Genomic DNA, 19,893 nt, shown 5'->3' on the forward strand with positions numbered 1-19,893 from the left:
GCCACTTGGACAGGTCGCCCTCCCACAGGCAGGCAAGTCCTGAGAGAGCAAGCAGCAGATGCGCGTAGGGAACCCAGTTCTCCCTCCGCGCCGGGCTTCCTCCAACCCGCCCACCCCATAACACGCACCGCCGGGGGAGCGGGACGGCCTGACGTGCAACTTTCGTAAGTTGCGGTAAATACGTACCTTATGGGGCGACCCCTTCTCCACCGTCCATGCCTCACCACTTGCGCCGATGCTTCCCTTCGTTGCCCTCTTCCTTCGTAACCACCACAATACCGGCCTCTTGCCGGCGCCGCCGGTGTCCAGAACAACGGCCATACCTTGCCTGCGAGTACGCAGTCCTTGAAGCAAGACCGCCGCTGGGACGGATCACCAAACGCACAAATCGCTCGCCACCGCTCCTACCATCCCCGTGCCCTGTCGACTGATATATCCACTCTTGTATAATCGGGAGGTGTCGAATCGGAAGCCAATCGCGTGGATGGGTGACAGCCAGATCCGTTTGCGGGCGGCCCCGGCCGACATTCGTTCGGATGCGGGCTACACCGGGATCTGGTGCAACTTGGCGAAGCGCCTGAGGATTATAGGCCGATGCCGGATGTCGGCTCCGGCGTCATGGGAATCCGCGCTCACGGCGAGAACGAATACCGAGTGTTCTATATTGCTCGATAAGAGGAAGCCGTCTACGTGCTCCACCGCTTCGTCAAAAAGACACAGGGGACGCGGAAGGCCGATCTCGAATTGGGCCGGAAGCGCTACGCCGCGTTGATAGAGGCGCGGCGGTCGAGAGGAAGGAGAGAGCCATGAAGACCACGATCGACACAGCGATCACCATGGGCAGCGGCGACGTTTTCACCGACCTCGGTTTCTCGCCCGCGGAGTCCCGCAACTTGCGGCTGCGGGCGCAGATGATGACGGCCCTGAGGAAGTTCATCGAGAAGGAGGGACTGACGCAAGCGGAGGCGGCCAAGCGCCTAAAGGTCAGTCAGCCGCGCATCTCGGACCTGACGCGCGGCAAGATCAGCCGGTTCTCGCTCGACACGTTGGTCAACATGCTCGGCGACGCCGGCCTGGAGGTCGATCTACGGATCAAGCCGCCATCGAGACCTGTGGCCTGATTCCCGTTATAGTTCCAGCACGAGAAGGGGATTTCCTGGTATGCATCGTTTTGCAAGCCACAGGGAAATAGAGACTTACCATTCCCATCTCCTCACCATCTGTCGCATGCCCTGCAGGAGGATCGGACCCCGCTCCTCTTCTGCTCATCCATCAACTTCTGTCCTACATGCCGTGGAGGCCATTCAGATGGCAAGAGGTCCAGATATCAGCGCTTCCGTAAAGTTCTATTCCACCGAAGAAGGAGGGCGACCTGTTGCCTTCGCGGATGCTTTCCGTAAAAGGCGTGCCGCGGGCGCCGCGGTCCTCGTACCGTCACAAGTTCCTCCGGTATGAACTGCAAATTCAGTCGCCAAATCTACTTCAAACGCGAGTCGAACATCCGGACAACCATGCACGTGATGTCGTCATGCTGAGCCGCACCGCCTACGAACGAGTCGACTGATCGCAGCAATTGAGCAAGAACATCGGCGGCGCTCTTGCCGCCGAAACCGTCCGTCAGGGCGAGCATTCCAGGGTCGCCGAATTCCTGCTGGTTGTTGTCCTCCGCTTCTATGAGGCCATCGCTGAAGATCATGAGCACGTCGCCCTCGGCGAGCGTCGCGCTCCCACACTGATACCGGGCCAAAGGCATGATGCCCAGCGGAAGGCCCCCGATCTCCAGGCGTTCGAGCGCGCCGCCCGCACGACGCAGGACAGGCCAATTGTGCCCGGCGTTTACATAAGTGAGACGTCCGTCATCGGGCTCGAGTTCAGCGAGGAACGCGGTGCTGAAGCGGCTTCCGCTGACGTTTTGTGTACAGAAGGACTGATTGAGGCGTTCGACCAACTCGAGCAGCGAAATCGGGAGCCCGGCCAAAGCCCGGAGGCTTGCCTGCAGGGTCGCCATCAGCAGGGCCGCAGGCACGCTCTTTCCGGCGACGTCCGCTACCACGAACAGCAGCCGTTCGGGCCGAGTCGAACCGCCCGCCGAACCCGGTGAACGAAAAACAACGTCGTAATAATCGCCGCCGACTATGTTAGCGGCGCGATATTCAAAGGCGATGTCCACGCCTGGCACTGCGGGCGGTGTTGCCGGCATCATCCAATTCTGAATCTCGCGAGCGATCTCAAGATCGCGCTTCATCATGACGCGGTCAGCGAGTTCCATCGCAAGCAGGATCAGCAGGCCGCCCCCGCCCCAGAAGGTCAGACCCTGATATCGGAAAGTGAACAGCGGCACCGCCAGGACCAGGAGCGACAGGAGAAGCAACACACGGCGGGCCGGGGAAAGTGTCAAAATCATGGCCCAGAAAAGAATGCGCACAACCTCCAGGAATCGTGCCCGGCGGGAGTGTCCTGCGGGTAGCTTCGAATCGGCTTCCTTTGTATAGAAGGTATAGCTGGCCCGGGCCTCGCGGCTGAACTGCGCCCAGAGTGCCTTTACTTCGATCCCGTCGCTAATACGCTGCCAAACAGTAAGCGGGGAATAGGCCATAACCAGCAAGTATAGTGGAGGCATTCGCGATCGGCGGTGGTCACTCAGGATTGCACTATCCCCCTCCATCGGTCTTCCCGAAGCAATCCAACCGCCCCCCAGCATTCCCCTGGGCAGTCAGGGCTGATCCCAATCCCAACGCCGTCCCCAGCATTACCCCGGCGTCAGCCGGGGGCCCGCCCCATCCCAACGCCGTCCCCAGCCCTCAACCAACGCCGCCGGCCCCACCCCAGCAATCTCCCCCTCAGCATTCCCCTAGGCATTGCCCAGGGCCCATCCCAATCCCAACGCCGTCCCCCCCAGCATTACCCCCGGCGTTAGCCGGGGGCCCGCCCCATTCCAACGCCGTCCCCAGCCCTCAACCAACGCCGCCGGCCCCACCCCAGCAACCTCCCCCCAGCATTCCCCTGGGCATTGCCCAGGGCCCATCCCAATTCCAACGCCGTCCCCCCCAGCATTACCCCCGGCGTCGGCCGGGGGCCCGCCCCATCCCAACGCCGTCCCCAGCCCTCAACCAACGCCGCCGGCCCCACCCCAGCAACCTCCCCCCAGCATTCCCCTGGGCATTGCCCAGGGCCCATCCCAATCCCAACGCCGTCCCCCCCAGCATTACCCCCGGCGTCAGCCGGGGGCCCGCCCCATCCCAGATAGAATCCGCACCACCAACCACACGCCACCCACCAAACTTCCGAGAAACGGGCTGCCGCACAGCCCCGGGGTCATCGATTGCGTCGACCCCCCCAATGGATAATGAAGTAGGAAACCAAAGGATCGCAGAGGCCATTGGGGCGCAGCGATCGGTGCCGGACCTTCAAACGCCACAAGGCCGTGACGGTGCAGACAACAGCTTCAGCAACGAACCGGCTGAATGGAGCGGGGTTCGGCTACGACTCGAATGGGAATATGACGGGGTGGTCGACGCCCTCGGGGTCGGTGACGGCCTCGTATGACATCGAGAACCGGATGACGCAGATTGTGACTCCGAGCGTGACAGAGACGTACAAGTATGGTCCGGGGAACCTCCGGGTGAAGAAGTTGCAGGGCGGAAACTGGACGTACACGGTGTACGGCCAGGGTGGCGAAGTGTTGGGGACTTATTCAGTGTGCACGGTGTCCGGGGCAACGTTCCTGTGCCAGGCGAAGCTACGGGTCTACTTCGGCGGTCGGTTGGTGCTGAATGGGTGGACGGGTGCGAAGCCGGACCGGCTAGGGAGCCCGGATGGGACGCATGGCCGGGTTTATCCGTACGGGGAGGTTTCGGGGTCGGTGTCGGTGGATCAGGACGAGACGTTCACGACGTATAAGCGGGATATTTATACCGGGTTGGACTATGCGCAGAACCGGTATTACGCGAGTTCGTGGGGGAGGTTTACCACGGCGGATCCGTACCGGGCTAGCGGGGGACCGACGGATCCTCAGAGCTGGAATCGCTATACGTATGTGGGGAATGAACCAGTAGGCTTCATGGATCCAGCCGGGCTCCAGATGATGGCGCTGGATGTCGTGAACACAACCTGTTTCTACGTAAATGGGGAGTATGACTCGTGTTCACTGGTGACAACAACATACTGGATTCAAACTTTTAGTGGAGGTGGAGGCTACGGCGTTGGCGGGGTCGAGATGGCAGGTTGGTCGGGTGGAGCGGGGGGAGATGGCGAGAACAATTACCGTACGGCGCAAGCGAAGGCGGAATCTGCACCGGAGAAGGAGTACCCCAAGCTTACGAAGGAACAGTGCGATGTTCTTCGGACGGTCCTTGAACGAGAGGCGCAATACGGGACTCGTAAAGCGGCGCAGATGTCCACGAATCCAGGTGGCGACGGCCTCCTGGAGCCATTCAATAGCTCTTATGTCCCCAACATCCAGACGCCTGTAGGTGAGCTTGATGTAATTTGGTATACGGACCTGCAGGCGCGAGGCTATGGATTTCAACCAGTCGTGTACGCATTTGCGAAGTCGGCATGGTCAGTTACTCGTTTGGTGCGAGGCCTGCCTATTGGAAACATCGCTCCGTTCACGGATCGTGGAGAAAAAACGGCGATCTTCGCGAGTTGGCTTGGCGGTGGCTATAAAGACGTATTTACACCTGAGTATATGGCTAGCGCGTGCCCGTGAGAGTCCGAACAATGACACTTTTTCGCATTTTGGGTATCGGTACTGTGTTGTATTCTGCCGTATTCTTCGGAATGGTTGCCCTTAGCATGCAGGGCGCACGCATCCGGGCCGAGGAATTGCGGCCAGCCTTGATCCCAGGGATATTTTTCCTGATCGTCGGAATCGGGCTTCTGCTCCAGCGCAACTGGGCGGTGGTATTGTTTTGCGTCTGCGGATTCGGTTTTGGTGGCGGCCTCATTGCAGTATCGCTAATAAAAGTGGAGTTTCCTTGGCTTCTGATTAATCTCTGCATTGGAGGCGCGCTGATTTCTGTGAGCATTGCCGCAGTACGACGATTGCTCAAATTGAGGCGAAGAGCTGTTCGTTGAGCCAATGCTGGATTTGATTGCTATATTTGGGCAACGGGGGCAACGGGGACAGCCTGGCGTGCACCTTTCTGCAAGCCACAGAAAACGATAGACTTATCGTCCCGTTCCGCTCACCATCTGAAGTTTGACCGCCCTGAGTCCCGTAGTCCGCCAGTTTTCTGCTTGCCCAACAACTGGCTTGGATGCAATAACATACAGGACCCCATCACACCCGCCCTTCGGCCGCGACGTACTCCGAGGTACGCATTCAATCCATCAAAATGGCCACTGGGACGGGTCGCCATCTCGCAGGGATGCGAATCCGGACAGCACATCTCACGTCACAAGGCCGCCGCCCACCCCGCCCCCTTCGCCCGAGACTCCGCCACCCCCGCAACATCCCCCCGTTTCCGCACATTAAGCTTCTTTGATGACACCAGTTCAACAAAAATCTTCTCCTCTGCAATCAACAGATTGCAGACCTCCATCTCCTAAATCCTAGGTCCACCCCAACCAAACTGGTTATAGAGGACATTTCATATGATTACTTCCGAACCAGTCGATTGCGCCTTCCCGGACATCGACCTCCTCAGCCGCCACGCCCAGGTCGCCGAGGATGGCATCCTCACCGGCGCCAAAGCCGCCAGCGTCACCACCTTCGTCGAACGCAAGGATTACTACAAAAAGATTCGTGCCGCCGTCCACGAACAGTTCAAACCGGCCACCACCTATCAGCACATCCTGGCCGACCGTATGGCCGAATGCATCTGGCGCGCCGAACGCTACGCCTCCTTCGAAGCCAATGCACTCACCCTCCAGATCCAGCGCCAGTGGGACAACACCAACGAACTGGTCCCCAAAGCCAGCCCCGGAGTCCACGCCTGGCAGGCCTTCCACACTATGGACCCCGCTCAACGCAAATCCCTCCTGGAAGCCCTGAAACTGGAGGAGCGCTACTGGCGCCGCCACCGCGCGCTCTCCGCCGAACTCCGCCTCATTCAGCGCCTCTACCCCATTCAACAGGTGCAGTGAAGAGCAAGGACCCCCACCCATGCCCGACATTCAAATCTCCGAAAAGCGCCTCGCTGCCAACCGGGCCAACGCCCAAAAATCCACCGGCCCTCGTACCGCCGCCGGCAAAGCCAAAGTCGCCGAAAACGCCCGCCGCACCGGAGCCTACAGCGAAGACCACCGCATGTCGCCCCGCCTAGAAGCTCACTTCCGAGCCCTCGCCGACGCCCGCACCGAGCACCTGGCCGATCCGACCCTCCATGCCCTCAGCTTCGAGTGGCACATGCTCCAGGGCCACCTCGTCATCCACGAGAGCCGCGAACGAGCCCTCTTCAACGCCGGTCTGGAATACGGCCGAGGCAACGAAGACGCCGCGCAGGAATGGGTCCTCTGCCAGCACGGCTACATCCAGGCCCTCAATCGCTACGCCGGCTGGATCCAGATGCGCCTCCGCGGCACCGAAAGCGCCATCCTCTCTATCCCAAACGGCCTGGACCACCTAACCCAACTCCTGACCCCCAGTCAGCCAACCGGCCCCGCCGAGCCCGAAACCACCCAACCCACCCAGGATTTTGAGGGAACAAACCCACCTGCCCCAGTCCCGGAGTGTCAGCGACGGGCTACCACCGCGTCTAGAACGGAGTCCCCCAACCCCCACCAGGTCGCCGAAGCAAACAAAGCCCCTGCGAACCCCGACCGTCAGGGAGGGGTCTCCATCGCGCAACGAACCCCAACTGGCAAGCAGCGGCCCACAGCTGCGGAAGCATCTACACCGCAGTCCCCCAAGCCCCTCCAGGCTGCCAAAGCGAACGAAACAAATAGAGCCGCGACCGTGAGGGAGCGGATAACCCCCCGAAATGCCCCAACTCACCCACCACCGGGACCCAATGCCGGCGGGTCGCCCAAGCCCTCAACCCCGCCAGCCCACCCCGACCGCCAGGGAGGGGTCCCCACCGCGCAGCGAACCGCGACTGGCAAGAAGCGGGCCATGGCTACCACCGCGTCTTCAACGCAGTCCCCCAAGCCCCTCAGGTCCGCCAAAACCAGAAAAGCCCCGCTCAGAGCCGCAACTAAAAGGAGCGGGGGAGCCACGCCAAACCTCCAGCCAACCATCAAAAACGGCCGTGCCCCAATTCACACTGCCTCAGTCCAGCCCGCCCATGCTCCGCGGCCCAGGCTGCACCTCAGCGCCTGCCCGGCGCAGCCCCCAGGTCAACCCACCGCCGATTTTGAGCGAACAAACCCACTTTCCCGCCCACGCTGGACCTCCCTCTGCCTGCGGCCGGAAGTACCAGACAAACCGAACTCAGAAATAGTCTTGACAGGAAAATTATTCGGTGGTCAACTATAACGGTCCCATGGCGGCGCTGCCCCAACTCGAGATAGTGCGCGATCCGGCCCGCGCCGCAGCCATGATGCAGCCCGTGCGCTTGCGAATCCTGCACGAACTGCGCGAGCCGCGCTCCGCCTCGTCCATCGGCCGGGACATGGACCTGCCGCGTCAGCAGGTGAACTACCACCTCCGCGAACTCGAGAAGGAGGGCTTCCTCTCGTTCGTCGAGGAGCGCCGCAAAGGAAACTGCCTGGAGCGCATCGTGCAGGCGACCGCCCAGTCTTACCTGATCAGTCCCGAAGCCCTCGGCCAGTTGGGTCCGTCACCCGAGATCCAGCGCGACCGCTTCTCGGCCGCCTATCTGGTATCGGCCGCCGCGCGCATCATCCGCGATCTGGCCGTCTTGGGGCTGCGGGCGCGCAGGGCAGGCAAGCGGTTGTCGACCCTCACCGTGGAGACGGAGGTCCGCTTCCGCACGGCCGCCGACCGCCACGCCTTCACTGAGGAACTGACCACGGCACTGGCCAGCCTCACCACTCGCTATCACGACTCGGCGTCGCCCGAAGGCCGGACGTTCCGGTTTGTCGTCGGCGCTTACTCAGCCATCACGAAACAGCAGGACGACGGCCCCGGCGGGGCACAACTCGACTAAGGGAGGAAGACATGAGCGAAGGCAAACGGCATCTCGATCTCAGCGTGGAGATCGAGGCCACACCGGAACAGGTTTGGAAAGCAGTCAGCGAGGGCGACCAGATCACTCGCTGGTTCGCCCCCATCGCCACGGTGGAACCGGGGGAGGGCGGCAAGGTGACCATCTCCTGGGGACCGGGCATGGAGGGCACCGCGCCCATCACCGCCTGGGAGCCCGGCAAGCGCCTGGCCTGGACGGAGGACCACGGCGCCAAGGGACCCCGCGTCGTCGAATTCATCGTCGAAGGCGAGGCAGGCAAGACCCGGCTGCGGCTGGTCCACTCGGGCTTTGGCGCCGACGCGTCGTTCGACGGCGAGTACGAATCCACTTCCGGAGGCTGGTCCTCGTTCCTCCAACTGCTGCGGCACGATCTGGAGAACACGCGGGCACTTGCGGCGAAAACCGTCAACAAAATGGCCATGATCAAGCGTCCCCCGGCCGAGTTGATGGCTGGTCTGAAAGCCGGCATCGCCTTCGAAGAAACCGCGGCCGGTCACTATAAGGCCACGCTCCCGGGCGGCACCAGCGTCTCCGGCGCCATCGTCTATCGGAAGGATCCGGGCTACCTCATCCTCGGCTTGGATTCGATACAAGGCGGGGCGGTCGGGTTGTTCGCCGAAAAATGGGGCGACACCACGGCCCTCACAACTACCTGGTACCTGAAAGGCGAAGCCGCCGCCCAGGCGGAGACGCTGCTGCAGGGCTGGGACGAGTTGACCGCCGGGCTTTCGCCAGCCGAATAACCACGGGGGGCCGGCCAGGCCCGTGCCGTCGGGCCCCTTGTGAATCTCGCCCGTACGCGCGATCATTTCTCCCATGCGATTCACGAGTCTGGTGGGAGCGTTCCTCGCTGTCGCTCCACTGTTTGCCCAACAGCAGGATTTCAGCAAGGTCCAGATGAAGGTCACCAAGGTGGCCGGCAATGTCTACATGCTGGAAGGCTCCGGAGGCAACATCGGCGTCTCGGCCGGCGAGGACGGCATCGTCATTGTCGACGATCAGTTCGCTCCGCTGGCCGGCAAGATTCGCGAGGCTCTCAGGGGGATCGTCGACAAGCCCGTGCGCTTCGTCATCAATACGCACTATCACGGCGACCACACCGGCAGCAATCTGGAGTTCGGCGGAACCTCCACCATCATTGCCCAGGACAATGTCCGCAAACGGCTCATGGGGCAGGGCACCACGCCCCCCGGCAAGCCGGCCAATCCGGCCCAGCCCAAGGGCGCCCTGCCGGTGGTCACGTTCGAACACGATGTGACGGTTCACATGAACGGCGAGGACATCCGCGCCCTGCATTTCCCCTCCGGCCATACCGACGGGGACTCCATCATCTTCTTCCCGAACTCGAACGTCGTCCACATGGGCGACGACTTCGTCCGCTACGGCTTCCCCTATATTGATGTCGACAGCGGCGGCAGCATCGACGGCATGATCGATGCCATGGATAAGGCGATCGGCATGCTCCCGGCCGATGTGAAGGTGATCCCCGGGCACGGCGCCATTGCGTCCCTCACCGATGTGCGCGAGTTTGTGGCCATGCTCAAAGGCACCCGCGACATCGTCAGGCAGGGCATGGCGAATGGCAAAACCGCCGATGACCTGAAGAAGGCCAAGGCGCTGGCCGCCTGGCAGAAGTGGTCCGGCTCGTTCATCACTACGGACGGCTGGATCGACACCCTCTTCAACAGCCTCAGCGGGCAGAAGAACGTCGGCTTCACGAAGCACAATTAAGCGGAGCCGGGTGCCCCTCTACAATGGAGGCACGGTGCTGCTGCAACGTGTCGCAAGGACCATCGGGAAATACCGGATGCTGCGGCAGGGCGACCTGGTCGGGGTCGCCGTGTCCGGCGGCGCCGATTCGGTGTGCCTGGCCGCGGTCCTGCGCGCCTTGGCCCCGCAGCTCGGCATCCGGCTCCATATCCTTCATCTGGATCATGGATTGCGAGGTGCGGAATCCGACGGGGATGCCGCCTTTGTCACCTCCCTGGCCGAAGAGTGGGGCCTGCCCTGCACCATCGAGCACGCCCGGCTGGATCCCAATCACGGCAATCTCGAGCAGGAAGCCCGCCGCGCCCGCCAACGGTTCTTCGCCGAAGCGATCCGCTCGGCCGGCTTGGCCCGCGTGGCCACCGGACACACCCTCTCCGACCAGGCGGAAACGGTGCTCTTTCGATTGGTGCGGGGCAGTGGACCAGGCGGGTTGAGCGGGATTCTGCCCGTGACCGCCGAGGGCGTCATCCGTCCTTTAATAGAGGTGGACCGGGTCGAGGTCAGGCAATGGCTCGGCTCGGAAGGGCTCTGGTGGAGGGAAGATTCGTCGAATCTGGACCCTCGTTTCCGTCGCAATGTCCTGCGGCAGCGGATCCTGCCAGATCTCGAAGAGCATGTCCGTGCCGGGTCCGGGAAGGCCCTGGCCCGGCTGGCTTCGCTCGCCGCGTCCGAGGAAGATTACTGGCGGGCGGTGGTGGCAGAGACCTTCGAACGCTCCATCGTAGGAGAGAATCCTTTGATTTTCAATACGATGGCGCTGCGCCAACTGCATCCGGCCCTGCTCCGCCGAGTGCTGCGCCTGGGGCTGGAGCGCGCTTCCGGCTCTCTCCGGCGCTTCACTTTGGAACATGTCGAGCGGTTGCTGCGCCTGGCCCTGAAGAGCGATGGCGAAGGGCAGGCCGTCCTGCCCGGGGTCACCGCGCAGCGATCGTTTGAATGGTTGAGGCTGGCGCCGGCCGTCCCGGACGCTGCCGCGGATTGGATGGTGGAGTTGCCGGCCCCGGGCCGCGCGCCGGCTGGTCCCATCCTGCTGGAAGTGCTTGAGGAAGCAACCGTTTGTCCGGCCCCGGCGGACGGCACGGATTGCCTATATAATGTAGGCAGAGATTGGTTGGATTACGATCGTCTGTCTTTTCCTCTGATCCTTAGGAACTTGCACGCTGGTGATACGTATCAACCAGTAGGGCGGGACAGACCGGTGAAGCTGAAGCACCTGATGCAGTCGGAGCGGGTGCCCTCATGGAACCGGGCCAATTGGCCGATGATCGTATCGAAGGGCCGCATCGTTTGGGCTCGGAGGTTTGGAGCAGCCGCCTGGGCGGCAGCAGGTCCAGGCACTCGGCGTGTATTGCGAGTGGGCGAGGTTGAGGGATTTCGCGGGTAAAGTGGGCTCCAAAGTAGAAGTTACGGACGGCCAGTGAATCAAAACGGCCGCGGAATGCGTCTGAAGTAATAGCGTTACAATCGGTTGAACCGGTTCTAAGCGCGTTGGAGAGGGAATGAACTCGAACGTCAAAACAGCAATCTTCTGGGTCGTGTTGGTCTGCGTGGCCATCCTTCTATGGACAGTCGTCAAGCAGAACACCGCCCGGACCGTACAGGACTTGGCCTTCACTGATTTTCTGAAACAGGTGGAGGCTGGCCGCGTGAAGGAAGTGGAGATCGCAGGCACGGAAGTCCGCGGGCAGATGGATGACAAGACCCCTCTACACACTGTCGTGCCCTTGAGCTACGACAAATTGTATGACCTGCTGCGCGAAAAGAACGTCGTGGTGCGGATCAAGGAAAGCAGCTCCGGCACCTGGATCACCGTAGTGATCAATGCGATCCCCTTCGTCCTCCTGCTGGCCTTCTGGGTCTTCATGATGCGGCAGATGCAGAGCGGCGGTAATAAGGCGTTGAGCTTCGGCAAGAGCCGCGCCCGCATGCACAGCTCGCAGCAAAAGAAAGTGACCTTCAAAGACGTCGCTGGCGTGGAAGAAGCGAAAGAAGAGCTGCAGGAAATTATCGAATTCCTGCGCGAACCGCAAAAATTCCAGAAGCTAGGCGGCCGCATCCCGAAGGGCGTCCTGCTCATCGGACCCCCCGGCACCGGCAAGACCTTGCTGGCCCGCGCCATCGCGGGTGAAGGCAACGTGCCGTTCTTCTCGATCTCCGGCTCCGACTTCGTCGAAATGTTCGTCGGCGTCGGCGCCAGCCGAGTCCGCGACCTTTTCGAGCAAGGCAAGAAGAACGCACCCTGCATCATCTTCATCGACGAAATCGACGCTGTCGGCCGGCACCGCGGTGCGGGCCTCGGCGGCGGACACGATGAACGCGAACAGACCCTCAACCAATTGCTGGTGGAGATGGATGGTTTCGAGTCGAACGAGGGTGTCATCCTCGTCGCCGCCACCAACCGTCCCGACGTGCTGGATCCCGCCCTGCTCCGGCCGGGCCGCTTCGACCGCCGTGTCGTCGTCAGCCTGCCCGATGTGAAGGGCCGGGAAATGATCCTGAAGGTCCACACCAAGAAGACTCCGCTATCGGACGACGTCGATCTCTCGGTGATCGGCCGTGGCACCCCCGGTTTCGCCGGCGCCGACCTCGCCAACCTGGTGAACGAAGCCGCGCTGCTGGCGGCCCGCCAGAACCGCAAGGTCGTCACCATGGCCGACTTCGAACTGGCCAAGGACAAGGTCATGATGGGCGCCGAGCGGCGTTCCATGATCCTCACCGAGGAAGACAAGAAGGTCACCGCTTACCACGAGGCCGGCCACGCCCTGGTGGCTGCCCTGATCAAGGAAGCTGACCCTCTGCACAAGGTTTCGATTGTTCCGCGCGGCCGCGCGCTGGGCATCACCATGCAACTGCCGACGGGTGACGTTCTGAACCGCAGCAAGGCTCAGATGGAATCCCGGCTGACGGTCTGCATGGCTGGCCGCCTGGGTGAATGGCGCTACACGCATCAGCTCTCCACCGGAGCCCGCAACGACATCGAACAGGCCACGGAACTGGCCCGCGCGATGGTCTGCGACTACGGCATGAGCCGCCTGGGTCCGATCAGCTTCGGCAAGAAGGACGAGCAGATCTTCCTGGGCCGTGAAATCGCCCAGCACCGCGACTTCAGCGAAGCCACGGCGATCAAGATCGACGAAGCCGTCCAGGAGATGGTCGAGGACGCCGACAAGCGCGCCCACGCGATCATTGAAGAGTACAACTGGGCGCTGGAGCAGATCGTGATCGCGCTGCTAGAGCGTGAGTCCATCGATGGCGAAGAAGTAAAGGCGATTCTCGCCGGCAAGCCGGGTAAGACGGCCGTCGCGGGCGAGTCGCAGGATGAAGGCCACCAGGAAGTCCTGCGGCCCGAAGTCCGGCGCGCGAATCCGCCGCTGATTGATGGACCGCAAACGGCGTGATTCCTCCATTCCGCGTATACCTGTTTGACGTCGACGGCACCCTGCTCGACTCCGCGTCCGATATTTGCGGCGCGGTGCGCGAGGCACTGGGTGCCGAAGGCGTTACGGATCTCGACGAAGCCTACCTTCGCAGCTTCGTCGGCTTCCACCTCTTCGATCTCTTTGAGCAAGTCCTGCCCGCCAACACCCGCGAGCAGAACGAAGCCCTGCTGGCCCGCTACCGCAAGATCTACCTGGAACGGAAGCATCGCACGACCCGCATCTACGACGGCGTGCCGGAGATGCTCTCCTCGCTGGGCGGCCTCAAGGCGACGGCCACCACCAAGAGCAGCGATACGGCCCGCGCCATCCTCACCCAGTTCGGCCTGGTCTCGCACTTCAACCACGTACAGGGTACCGACGGCTTCCCGTCCAAACCCGAGCCGAACGTCATCTTCAAGTCGCTGGAGCTCTTCGGGGTCGAGCCGGAAGAGTGCCTGCTCATCGGGGACGCCTCGCCTGATATGGAAGCCGGCCGGCGCGCCGGGGTCAGGACCTGCGGCGTCACCTGGGGCTATGGCGACCAGGCCGCCATGCGTTCGCACACCCCGGACTACTGGGTCTCTCATCCAAAAGAGTTGGTGTCATAATCGTTCTTGCGAACGATTATGACCCTCTCCCGCCGTCATCTCCTCTCCTCCCTTCTGGCCGCTCCGCTGGCCGGTTTAGCCGCCCCCGCCCCTGGCCGCTTCAAGGTCTCCCTGGCCGAATGGTCCATCCACAAGGCCATCCAGCAGGGCAAGCTCACCAACCTCGACTTCCCTCGCATCGCCAAGGAAAACAACTGCGAAGGCCTGGAGTTCGTCAACACCCTCTGGGGTTCGCCCACCGCCGGCTACATCGCCAGGCTGAAGCGCCGCATGGCGGACACGGGCACCAAGCCGGTGCTGATCATGGTGGATGACGAAGGCATGATGGGCCACTCCGACAAGGCCCAGCGCATGAAGGCTGTGAAGAACCACCACAAGTGGGTGGATGCCGCAGCCGAGGTCGGGTGCCACTCCATCCGCACCAACATGTACCCGGAGAAACAGCCCACGACGCCGGCCGAAATCGAAGCCTTCCTCGGCTACTGCGCCGAGAGCTTCACGGCCCTCTGCGGCTATGCCAAGCCCGCCGGCATCAATATCATCATCGAGAACCACGGCGGCATCTCCTCCAATCCCGACGTCGTGCTGTCCCTGATGAAGAAGGTGTCGCTGCCCAACTTCGGCACCCTGCCCGACTTCGGCAACTTCCCCAAAGAGATCGACCGCTATGACGCCGTCACCAAGCTGATGACCTATGCCAAGGGCGCCAGCTTCAAGTGCCACTTCGACGGGGCCAACGGGACCGAGGAGCTCTACGACATCCCGAAGATGTTGAAGATCGTGGAAGCTTCGAAGTACTCCGGCTACATCGGTATCGAGTTCGAAGGCAGCAAGCTGGACGAACTCGAAGGCATCAAGCTGGGCCGCAAGGCGCTGCTCGACTACGGCGTCTAGCCGCATCTGATCACTCTCTCCGCGGCCGCTACGTTGGTCCGACTCATCCATATGTCACCGTTCAAAGTTGTATCCTCTGTCCTCCTCCTCGCGTTCATGACCGTTTCCGCCCACGCCCAGGTCGTCATCAGCCAGGTGTACGGCGGCGGCGGGAACAGCGGCGCCCCGCTCAACAGCGACTACGTGGAGCTGTTCAATCCCGGGTCGTCCGCCGTGCCCCTGGATGGTTTGTCGCTGCAATACACCAGCGCGACAGGCACCGGGAACTTCGGAGCCAGCAGCAGCCAGATCACGCTACTCTCCGGCAACCTCAGCGCGGGCCAGTATTTCCTGGTGAAGATGATCGCGGGCACCACGGGGGCCGATTTGCCGGCGCCGGATCTGACGGGCACGATCAACCTCTCCGCGACCGGCGGCAAGGTCGCGCTGGTTTCGGGCACCACCGCGCTCGACTGCAATGGCGGCAGCACGCCGTGCAGTGCGGCATCGGCGGCGCGGATTCTCGATCTCGTCGGGTTTGGCACGGCGAACTACTTCGAGGGCGCGGGACCCGCTCCGGCGGCCAGCAACACCACCGCCCTGTTCCGGGCGGGTGCGGGTTGTGTCGATACCAACAACAATGCCGCCGACTTCAGCGCGGGGGCTCCAGCGCCGCGCAATGCGGCTTCGCCCACGCAACTGTGCGGGGTCAGCACGCCGGTCAGGATCCTGACGGAGGCGCAGTTGCCCGCTGCTACGATGGGCACGGCGTACAGCCAACAGCTCAGCGCGGCGGGCGGATCCGGCGCCTACACCTGGAGCGCGCTCAGCGGCCTGCCCTCGGCCGGCCTGGCCTTGTCGCCCAGCGGATTGATCTCCGGCACGCCCACGGCGATCACCACGCTCACCGTAAACGTGCGTGCCACCGACACGGCCGACTCTACGAACTTGGCCGAACGCACGTTCACGCTGTTCATCGACTCATCGGTGCCCACGTGTAACCTGACCCACCAGATCTGGCAGATCCAGGGCAGCACGGCCACCTCGCCCGTGGCCGGACGCACCGTCACGACACGCGGCACCGTCACCGGCCTGCGTTCCAATGGGTTCTTCGTCCAGTCGCCGGCGCCCGGCGACAACGATCCGGCGACCTCCGATGGCGTTTTCGTCTTCACCTCCAGCGCTCCGCCCAGCGCTGCGGCCCTCGGCAACGACGTGTGCGTGAGCGGACAGGTGCAGGAGTACATTCCCTCCAGCGATCCTGCCAGCCCGTCGATGACCGAGCTCGCGGGCTCGCCGAAGGTGACGCTGATGGGCGCGGGTTCCGTGCCGCCTGCTGTGACGATCACGACCGCCGACACGCTGGTGAACAGCCTCGACAACCTCGAGAAGTACGAGGGCATGCGCGTACGCATCGACTCGCTCACCGTTGTGTCCCCGACCCAGGGCAGCGTCAACGAAGCGACTGCGACTTCCACTTCCAACGGCGTCTTCTATGGCGTGCTGGCCGGTGTGAAACGGCCCTTCCGCGAGGCCGGCGTCCAGGTGCCCGACGCCCTTCCAGCCGGATCGCCGTGCTGCGTACCGCGCTTCGACGGCAACCCCGAGCGCATCCGGATCGATAGCGGAGCACAGCCGGGCGCCGCCCTGCTGGAGGTAACCTCCGGGACCACCATCACCGGCCTGGTGGGCGTGCTGGACTATGGGCTGCGGACTTATACACTGCTGCCCGAAGCCGGCGTGAGCCCCACGGTTTCCGGTGTGGCCGCAGCCGTTGCACTGCCCGATCCCGCCGCCGATGAGTTCACGGTGGGCGGCCTCAACGTGGAACGCTTCTTCGATACGGTAAACGACCCGTCTGTGAGCGATGTCGCGCTGACGCAGGCCGCCTTCAATAACCGTCTCAACAAGCTGTCGCTGCTGGTGCGCAATGTGCTGAAGTCGCCGGATGTCCTGGGCGTGGCCGAGATGGAGAACCTCTCCACACTGCAAAGCGTGGCGGCCAAGCTGAACGCGGATGCGGTGGCGCAAGGCCAGCCGAATCCCGGGTATCAGGCGCACCTGGTGGAAGGGAACGATGTGGGCGGGATCGATGTCGGCTTCCTGGTGAAGTCCGCCAAGGTCTCCGTGGTGGACGTGGTCCAGTACGGCAAGGACACCACCTATGCGGATCCGGGCAGCAGCACGCCCGCGTTGCTGAACGACCGTCCGCCGCTGGTGCTGCGGGTTCGCGTGACCAAGACCGGTTCCTCGACGGCGCTGCCCGTGACGATCATCGCCAATCACCTGCGCTCGCTGACCGGAGTGGACGATCCGGCCGACGGCGGCCGCATCCGCGCCAAGCGCCGGGCGCAGGCCGAATACCTGGCGGGGCTCGTGCAGTCGCGGCAGCAGGCGAATCCCAGTGAGCTGATTCTGCTGCTGGGCGACTTCAACGCCTTCAGCGCCAGCGACGGCTATGTCGATGTCATCGGCACGATCAAGGGGACGCCCTCACCGGTCTCGCAAGTGGTGCTGGCCAGCCCCGATCTCCTCAACCCCGATCTGATCGAGCTGGAAGACACACTGCCGGCCGAGGGCCGCTACAGCTACAGCTTCGACGGCAATGCCCAATCGCTCGACCACATGCTGGCCAACGGCCACCTGATGCAGCGCCTGACGCGCTTCGCGATCGCGCACGTCGATGCCGATTTCCCGGAGAGCTATCGGAACGATGCGAACCGGCCAGAACGCCTTTCCGACCACGATGGGGCAGTGGCCTACCTGCGGTTGCCCGACACCGTCGATGTCACGGCCCAATGCCGTCTCGCCGCCACGCGGCTGAACTTCGGCACAGTGGACCGTGCCGCCACGGGCGCCGTACGCGTCCTGAACATTTCCAGTGCGGCGATTGCCGGTCCGGTCTACCTGCAGTTCACGAACCTGCCGCCGGGCGTGACGCTGCTGAATGCGGACGGCCAGATTGCCGGCAGCCCTTACCTGGTGGTGGCGCGCGATGCGCTGGCCGCCGGAGCGGCGGTGAGTGTTCGCGTGCGGTTCGGCAACGTGGGCCCCTATGCGATCAGCTACACACCCAAGGTGGTGACCGGATCGTGGTAGCAGCCGCGGGGTTTCGAGTGTAGTCTACTTCACGCGGGCGAGCAGATCGGACAGATAGGTTCGCCCGTCACCCTGCTTCTGCGACAGCAGCAGCAGCGTGTTGCGAGCGTCATCCAGGGCACGGTGCGCCGCCTCGGCCACGATGTTGTGATGACGAAGCAGTTCCTGCAGGCCTCTGGAGCGGAACCCCTTATTGCGCCAAGCCACGCCGTCCATCGAGCAGATCCAGGGCAGGCGGCGCGCCTCGGGATAGAGCCGTTCAATGAAGCCGCGATCAAACCGTGCGTTGTGGGCGATCATCATTGTGCTGCGCGCGAAGATGCCGCGCACAAGCACGTCGTCCAGGGCTTTGCCGCGCACGTCGTCCCAGGTGAGACCGTGCGCCTCGGTGGCTCCGGCCGGGATGGGGCGGCCCGGATCGCGCAGGCCGGTGTACTCGTCGATCACCCCGTGGACTTCTCCGCTCAGGTGATCGAATTCAAACAGGACGAGTCCCAGTTCGACTACTTCGTCGGTGGTGTTGCTGAGACCTGTTGTCTCGACATCGGCAATGCAGGCCTTCAATTTCATTGGGCGTTCAACGCCGCCAATTCTTTCAGATCCAGGCGTCCGGTGTAAATAGCCATGCCCAGGGCGCAGTCGATGCCCAGCGCGGTCAACTGCCGGATGTCGTCGAGCGTGGTGATGCCGCCCGCCGCCGTGATGTTCTTTTGCGTGACGGCACGCAGGCCGCGGAACCACTCGATGTCGGTGCCCTGCAGCATGCCTTCCTTATCGACATAGGTGGCGAGGTAGGCGCCGCAGTAAGGTTCCAATTGCTCGATCACCTGCTCGGCCGTGAGGTCGAGGCTGGCCGTCCAACCCTTCACGGTGATGCGGCCGCCCTTGGTGTCGATGGCGATCATCACGCGCTGCGGCGTGACCTCCTGGGCAATGGCCGAGAGCAGTTCGTGATTCACGCCGGTCTGTGTGAACGCTGACGTTCCGACGATGACCGTGTCCGCGCCGCAGTCCACCAGCGTGCGTGCCCGCTGCGGAGTCCTGACCCCGCCGCCCACGCGGCAGCGCGCCTTGCCGGCCAGCATCTCGACGATCGCGTTATTCTCACCGCGGCCCATGGCGGCGTCCAGGTCGATCACCTGGATCTCGGGGAAGTCGCGGAAGCGCTCCAGCATCTCCAGCGGCGCGGCGCCTTCCAGCGCCTTTTCGCGACCCTGTACCAATTGAACGACCTTGCCGTCCTGCAGGTCGATACACGGAATAATCAAGCGGTTCTCCTCACAGGAATGCCGGCCTTCTCGAGCTCGGCTTTCAATTGATCCACGGTGTATGTGCCGTAGTGAAAAATGGACGCGGCCAGCGCGGCATCGGCCTCGCCGTCGGTCAGCACGCGAATGAAGTGCTCCGGCGTACCGGCACCGCCGGAGGCGATGACCGGGATGTGTGTGGCCCGTGACACTGCGCGGGTCAAGGCGCAATCGAAGCCGTCCTGCACGCCGTCTGTGTCCATCGACGTCAGCAGGATCTCGCCGGCGCCGAGAGCTTCGCCGCGCGCCGCCCATTCCACGGCGTCGATGCCTTCGTCCACTCGGCCGCCTTTGGTGTACACGTTCCAGCCGCCCTTGCTGTTGCGCTTGGCGTCGATGGCCAGGACGCAGGCCTGTGCGCCGAACTCGTTACTGACCTCAGTGATGAGCCCAGGCCGCCGCACGGCTGCTGTATTGACGCTGACTTTGTCCGCGCCTGAGTGGATGATGAGCCGGGCGTCTTCCACCTCGCGGATGCCGCCGCCTACTGTGAGCGGGATGAAGACTTTGCGCGCCGTGCGAGCGACGACGTCGACCATCGTGTCGCGGCCATCCGAAGAGGCCGTGATGTCGAGGAAGACGAGTTCGTCGGCACCCTGCTCGTTATAGCGATCGGCCAGCTCCACCGGATCGCCGGCGTCGCGCAGCCCCACGAAATTGACGCCCTTGACGACGCGGCCGCCGGTCACGTCCAGGCACGGAATAATGCGTTTGGCCAGCATGT

At 63.1% G+C, this 19,893-nt stretch carries 17 protein-coding genes and 1 pseudogene; 13 read left to right on the plus strand and 5 right to left on the minus strand.

Annotation, left to right across the window (positions count from 1 at the left end; genetic code table 11):
• The first annotated feature begins 690 nt into the window (after positions 1-690).
• Positions 691-810 (plus strand): hypothetical protein, encoded by a 120-nt coding sequence (locus ACR9Y2_RS30990; RefSeq protein WP_435045752.1) that lies wholly within the window; start codon positions 691-693, stop codon positions 808-810.
• The gene (locus ACR9Y2_RS30995) at positions 807-1,121 is read left to right on the plus strand and encodes a helix-turn-helix domain-containing protein (protein WP_435045753.1); all 315 of its coding nucleotides are present in this window, start codon (positions 807-809) and stop codon (positions 1,119-1,121) included. Before ACR9Y2_RS30990 ends, ACR9Y2_RS30995 begins: the two co-directional genes overlap by 4 nt.
• A 356-nt stretch (positions 1,122-1,477) precedes the next feature.
• Here ACR9Y2_RS30995 and ACR9Y2_RS31000 read toward each other — a convergent pair whose 3' ends face one another.
• Positions 1,478-2,620, minus strand: a complete 1,143-nt coding sequence (locus ACR9Y2_RS31000; protein ID WP_435045754.1) for a PP2C family protein-serine/threonine phosphatase — start codon at positions 2,618-2,620, stop codon at positions 1,478-1,480.
• Between the two features lie 810 nt (positions 2,621-3,430).
• Here ACR9Y2_RS31000 and ACR9Y2_RS31005 point away from each other — a divergent pair.
• The 3 genes from ACR9Y2_RS31005 (at position 3,431) to ACR9Y2_RS31015 (ending at position 6,090) form a co-directional block, all read left to right on the plus strand.
• Positions 3,431-4,711, plus strand: coding sequence for an RHS repeat-associated core domain-containing protein (locus ACR9Y2_RS31005; protein ID WP_435045755.1), 1,281 nt, complete (start codon positions 3,431-3,433; stop codon positions 4,709-4,711).
• An 11-nt stretch (positions 4,712-4,722) separates the two neighbouring features.
• Positions 4,723-5,079: a hypothetical protein gene (locus ACR9Y2_RS31010; protein ID WP_435045756.1), complete on the plus strand. Its 357-nt coding sequence runs from the start codon at positions 4,723-4,725 to the stop codon at positions 5,077-5,079.
• Between the two features lie 519 nt (positions 5,080-5,598).
• Positions 5,599-6,090, plus strand: coding sequence for a hypothetical protein (locus ACR9Y2_RS31015; protein WP_435045757.1), 492 nt, complete (start codon positions 5,599-5,601; stop codon positions 6,088-6,090).
• 175 nt (positions 6,091-6,265) lie between these two features.
• On the opposite strand, the gene ACR9Y2_RS31020 is transcribed toward ACR9Y2_RS31015, so the two are convergent.
• A complete protein-coding gene (locus ACR9Y2_RS31020) occupies positions 6,266-6,568 on the minus strand; it encodes a hypothetical protein (RefSeq protein ID WP_435045758.1) in 303 nt (100 codons plus the stop codon).
• An 838-nt stretch (positions 6,569-7,406) separates the two neighbouring features.
• Here ACR9Y2_RS31020 and ACR9Y2_RS31025 point away from each other — a divergent pair.
• From ACR9Y2_RS31025 to ACR9Y2_RS31060, 8 genes and pseudogenes are all read left to right on the plus strand, one after another.
• Positions 7,407-8,054: a helix-turn-helix domain-containing protein gene (locus tag ACR9Y2_RS31025; RefSeq protein ID WP_435045759.1), complete on the plus strand. Its 648-nt coding sequence runs from the start codon at positions 7,407-7,409 to the stop codon at positions 8,052-8,054.
• Positions 8,055-8,065: 11 nt separating this feature from the next.
• A complete protein-coding gene (locus ACR9Y2_RS31030; protein WP_435045760.1) occupies positions 8,066-8,836 on the plus strand; it encodes an SRPBCC family protein in 771 nt (256 codons plus the stop codon).
• 73 nt (positions 8,837-8,909) lie between these two features.
• Positions 8,910-9,824, plus strand: a complete 915-nt coding sequence (locus ACR9Y2_RS31035; RefSeq protein WP_435045761.1) for an MBL fold metallo-hydrolase — start codon at positions 8,910-8,912, stop codon at positions 9,822-9,824.
• A 10-nt stretch (positions 9,825-9,834) separates the two neighbouring features.
• Positions 9,835-11,247, plus strand: a complete 1,413-nt coding sequence (gene tilS / locus ACR9Y2_RS31040) for a tRNA lysidine(34) synthetase TilS (protein ID WP_435045762.1) — start codon at positions 9,835-9,837, stop codon at positions 11,245-11,247.
• Positions 11,248-11,362: 115 nt separating this feature from the next.
• Positions 11,363-13,261 (plus strand): ATP-dependent zinc metalloprotease FtsH, encoded by a 1,899-nt coding sequence (gene ftsH, locus ACR9Y2_RS31045; RefSeq protein WP_435045763.1) that lies wholly within the window; start codon positions 11,363-11,365, stop codon positions 13,259-13,261.
• The gene (locus tag ACR9Y2_RS31050; protein WP_435045764.1) at positions 13,258-13,890 is read left to right on the plus strand and encodes an HAD family hydrolase; all 633 of its coding nucleotides are present in this window, start codon (positions 13,258-13,260) and stop codon (positions 13,888-13,890) included. Before ftsH ends, ACR9Y2_RS31050 begins: the two co-directional genes overlap by 4 nt.
• 18 nt (positions 13,891-13,908) lie before the next feature.
• Positions 13,909-14,784: a sugar phosphate isomerase/epimerase family protein gene (locus ACR9Y2_RS31055; RefSeq protein WP_435045765.1), complete on the plus strand. Its 876-nt coding sequence runs from the start codon at positions 13,909-13,911 to the stop codon at positions 14,782-14,784.
• A 96-nt stretch (positions 14,785-14,880) separates the two neighbouring features.
• Positions 14,881-17,448 (plus strand): annotated as a pseudogene (locus ACR9Y2_RS31060) (lamin tail domain-containing protein); the annotation flags it as partial.
• A gap of 438 nt (positions 17,449-17,886) precedes the next feature.
• Here the strand turns inward: ACR9Y2_RS31060 and ACR9Y2_RS31065 are convergent.
• From ACR9Y2_RS31065 to hisF, 3 genes are read right to left on the minus strand one after another with little or no spacing between them, the layout of a single operon-like run.
• The gene (locus ACR9Y2_RS31065) at positions 17,887-18,432 is read right to left on the minus strand and encodes an exonuclease domain-containing protein (protein ID WP_435045766.1); all 546 of its coding nucleotides are present in this window, start codon (positions 18,430-18,432) and stop codon (positions 17,887-17,889) included.
• Positions 18,429-19,130 carry a HisA/HisF-related TIM barrel protein gene (locus ACR9Y2_RS31070; protein ID WP_435045767.1) on the minus strand — a complete coding sequence of 234 codons (702 nt, stop codon included), beginning with the start codon at positions 19,128-19,130 and terminating at the stop codon, positions 18,429-18,431. The genes ACR9Y2_RS31065 and ACR9Y2_RS31070 overlap by 4 nt, the downstream gene beginning before the upstream one ends.
• Positions 19,127-19,891 (minus strand): imidazole glycerol phosphate synthase subunit HisF, encoded by a 765-nt coding sequence (gene hisF / locus ACR9Y2_RS31075; protein WP_435045768.1) that lies wholly within the window; start codon positions 19,889-19,891, stop codon positions 19,127-19,129. Before hisF ends, ACR9Y2_RS31070 begins: the two co-directional genes overlap by 4 nt.
• Positions 19,892-19,893 lie beyond the last annotated feature (2 nt).

The sequence above is a fragment of the Paludibaculum fermentans genome (assembly GCF_051172195.1).
Classification (GTDB): Bacteria; Acidobacteriota; Terriglobia; order Bryobacterales; family Bryobacteraceae; genus Paludibaculum; species Paludibaculum fermentans_A.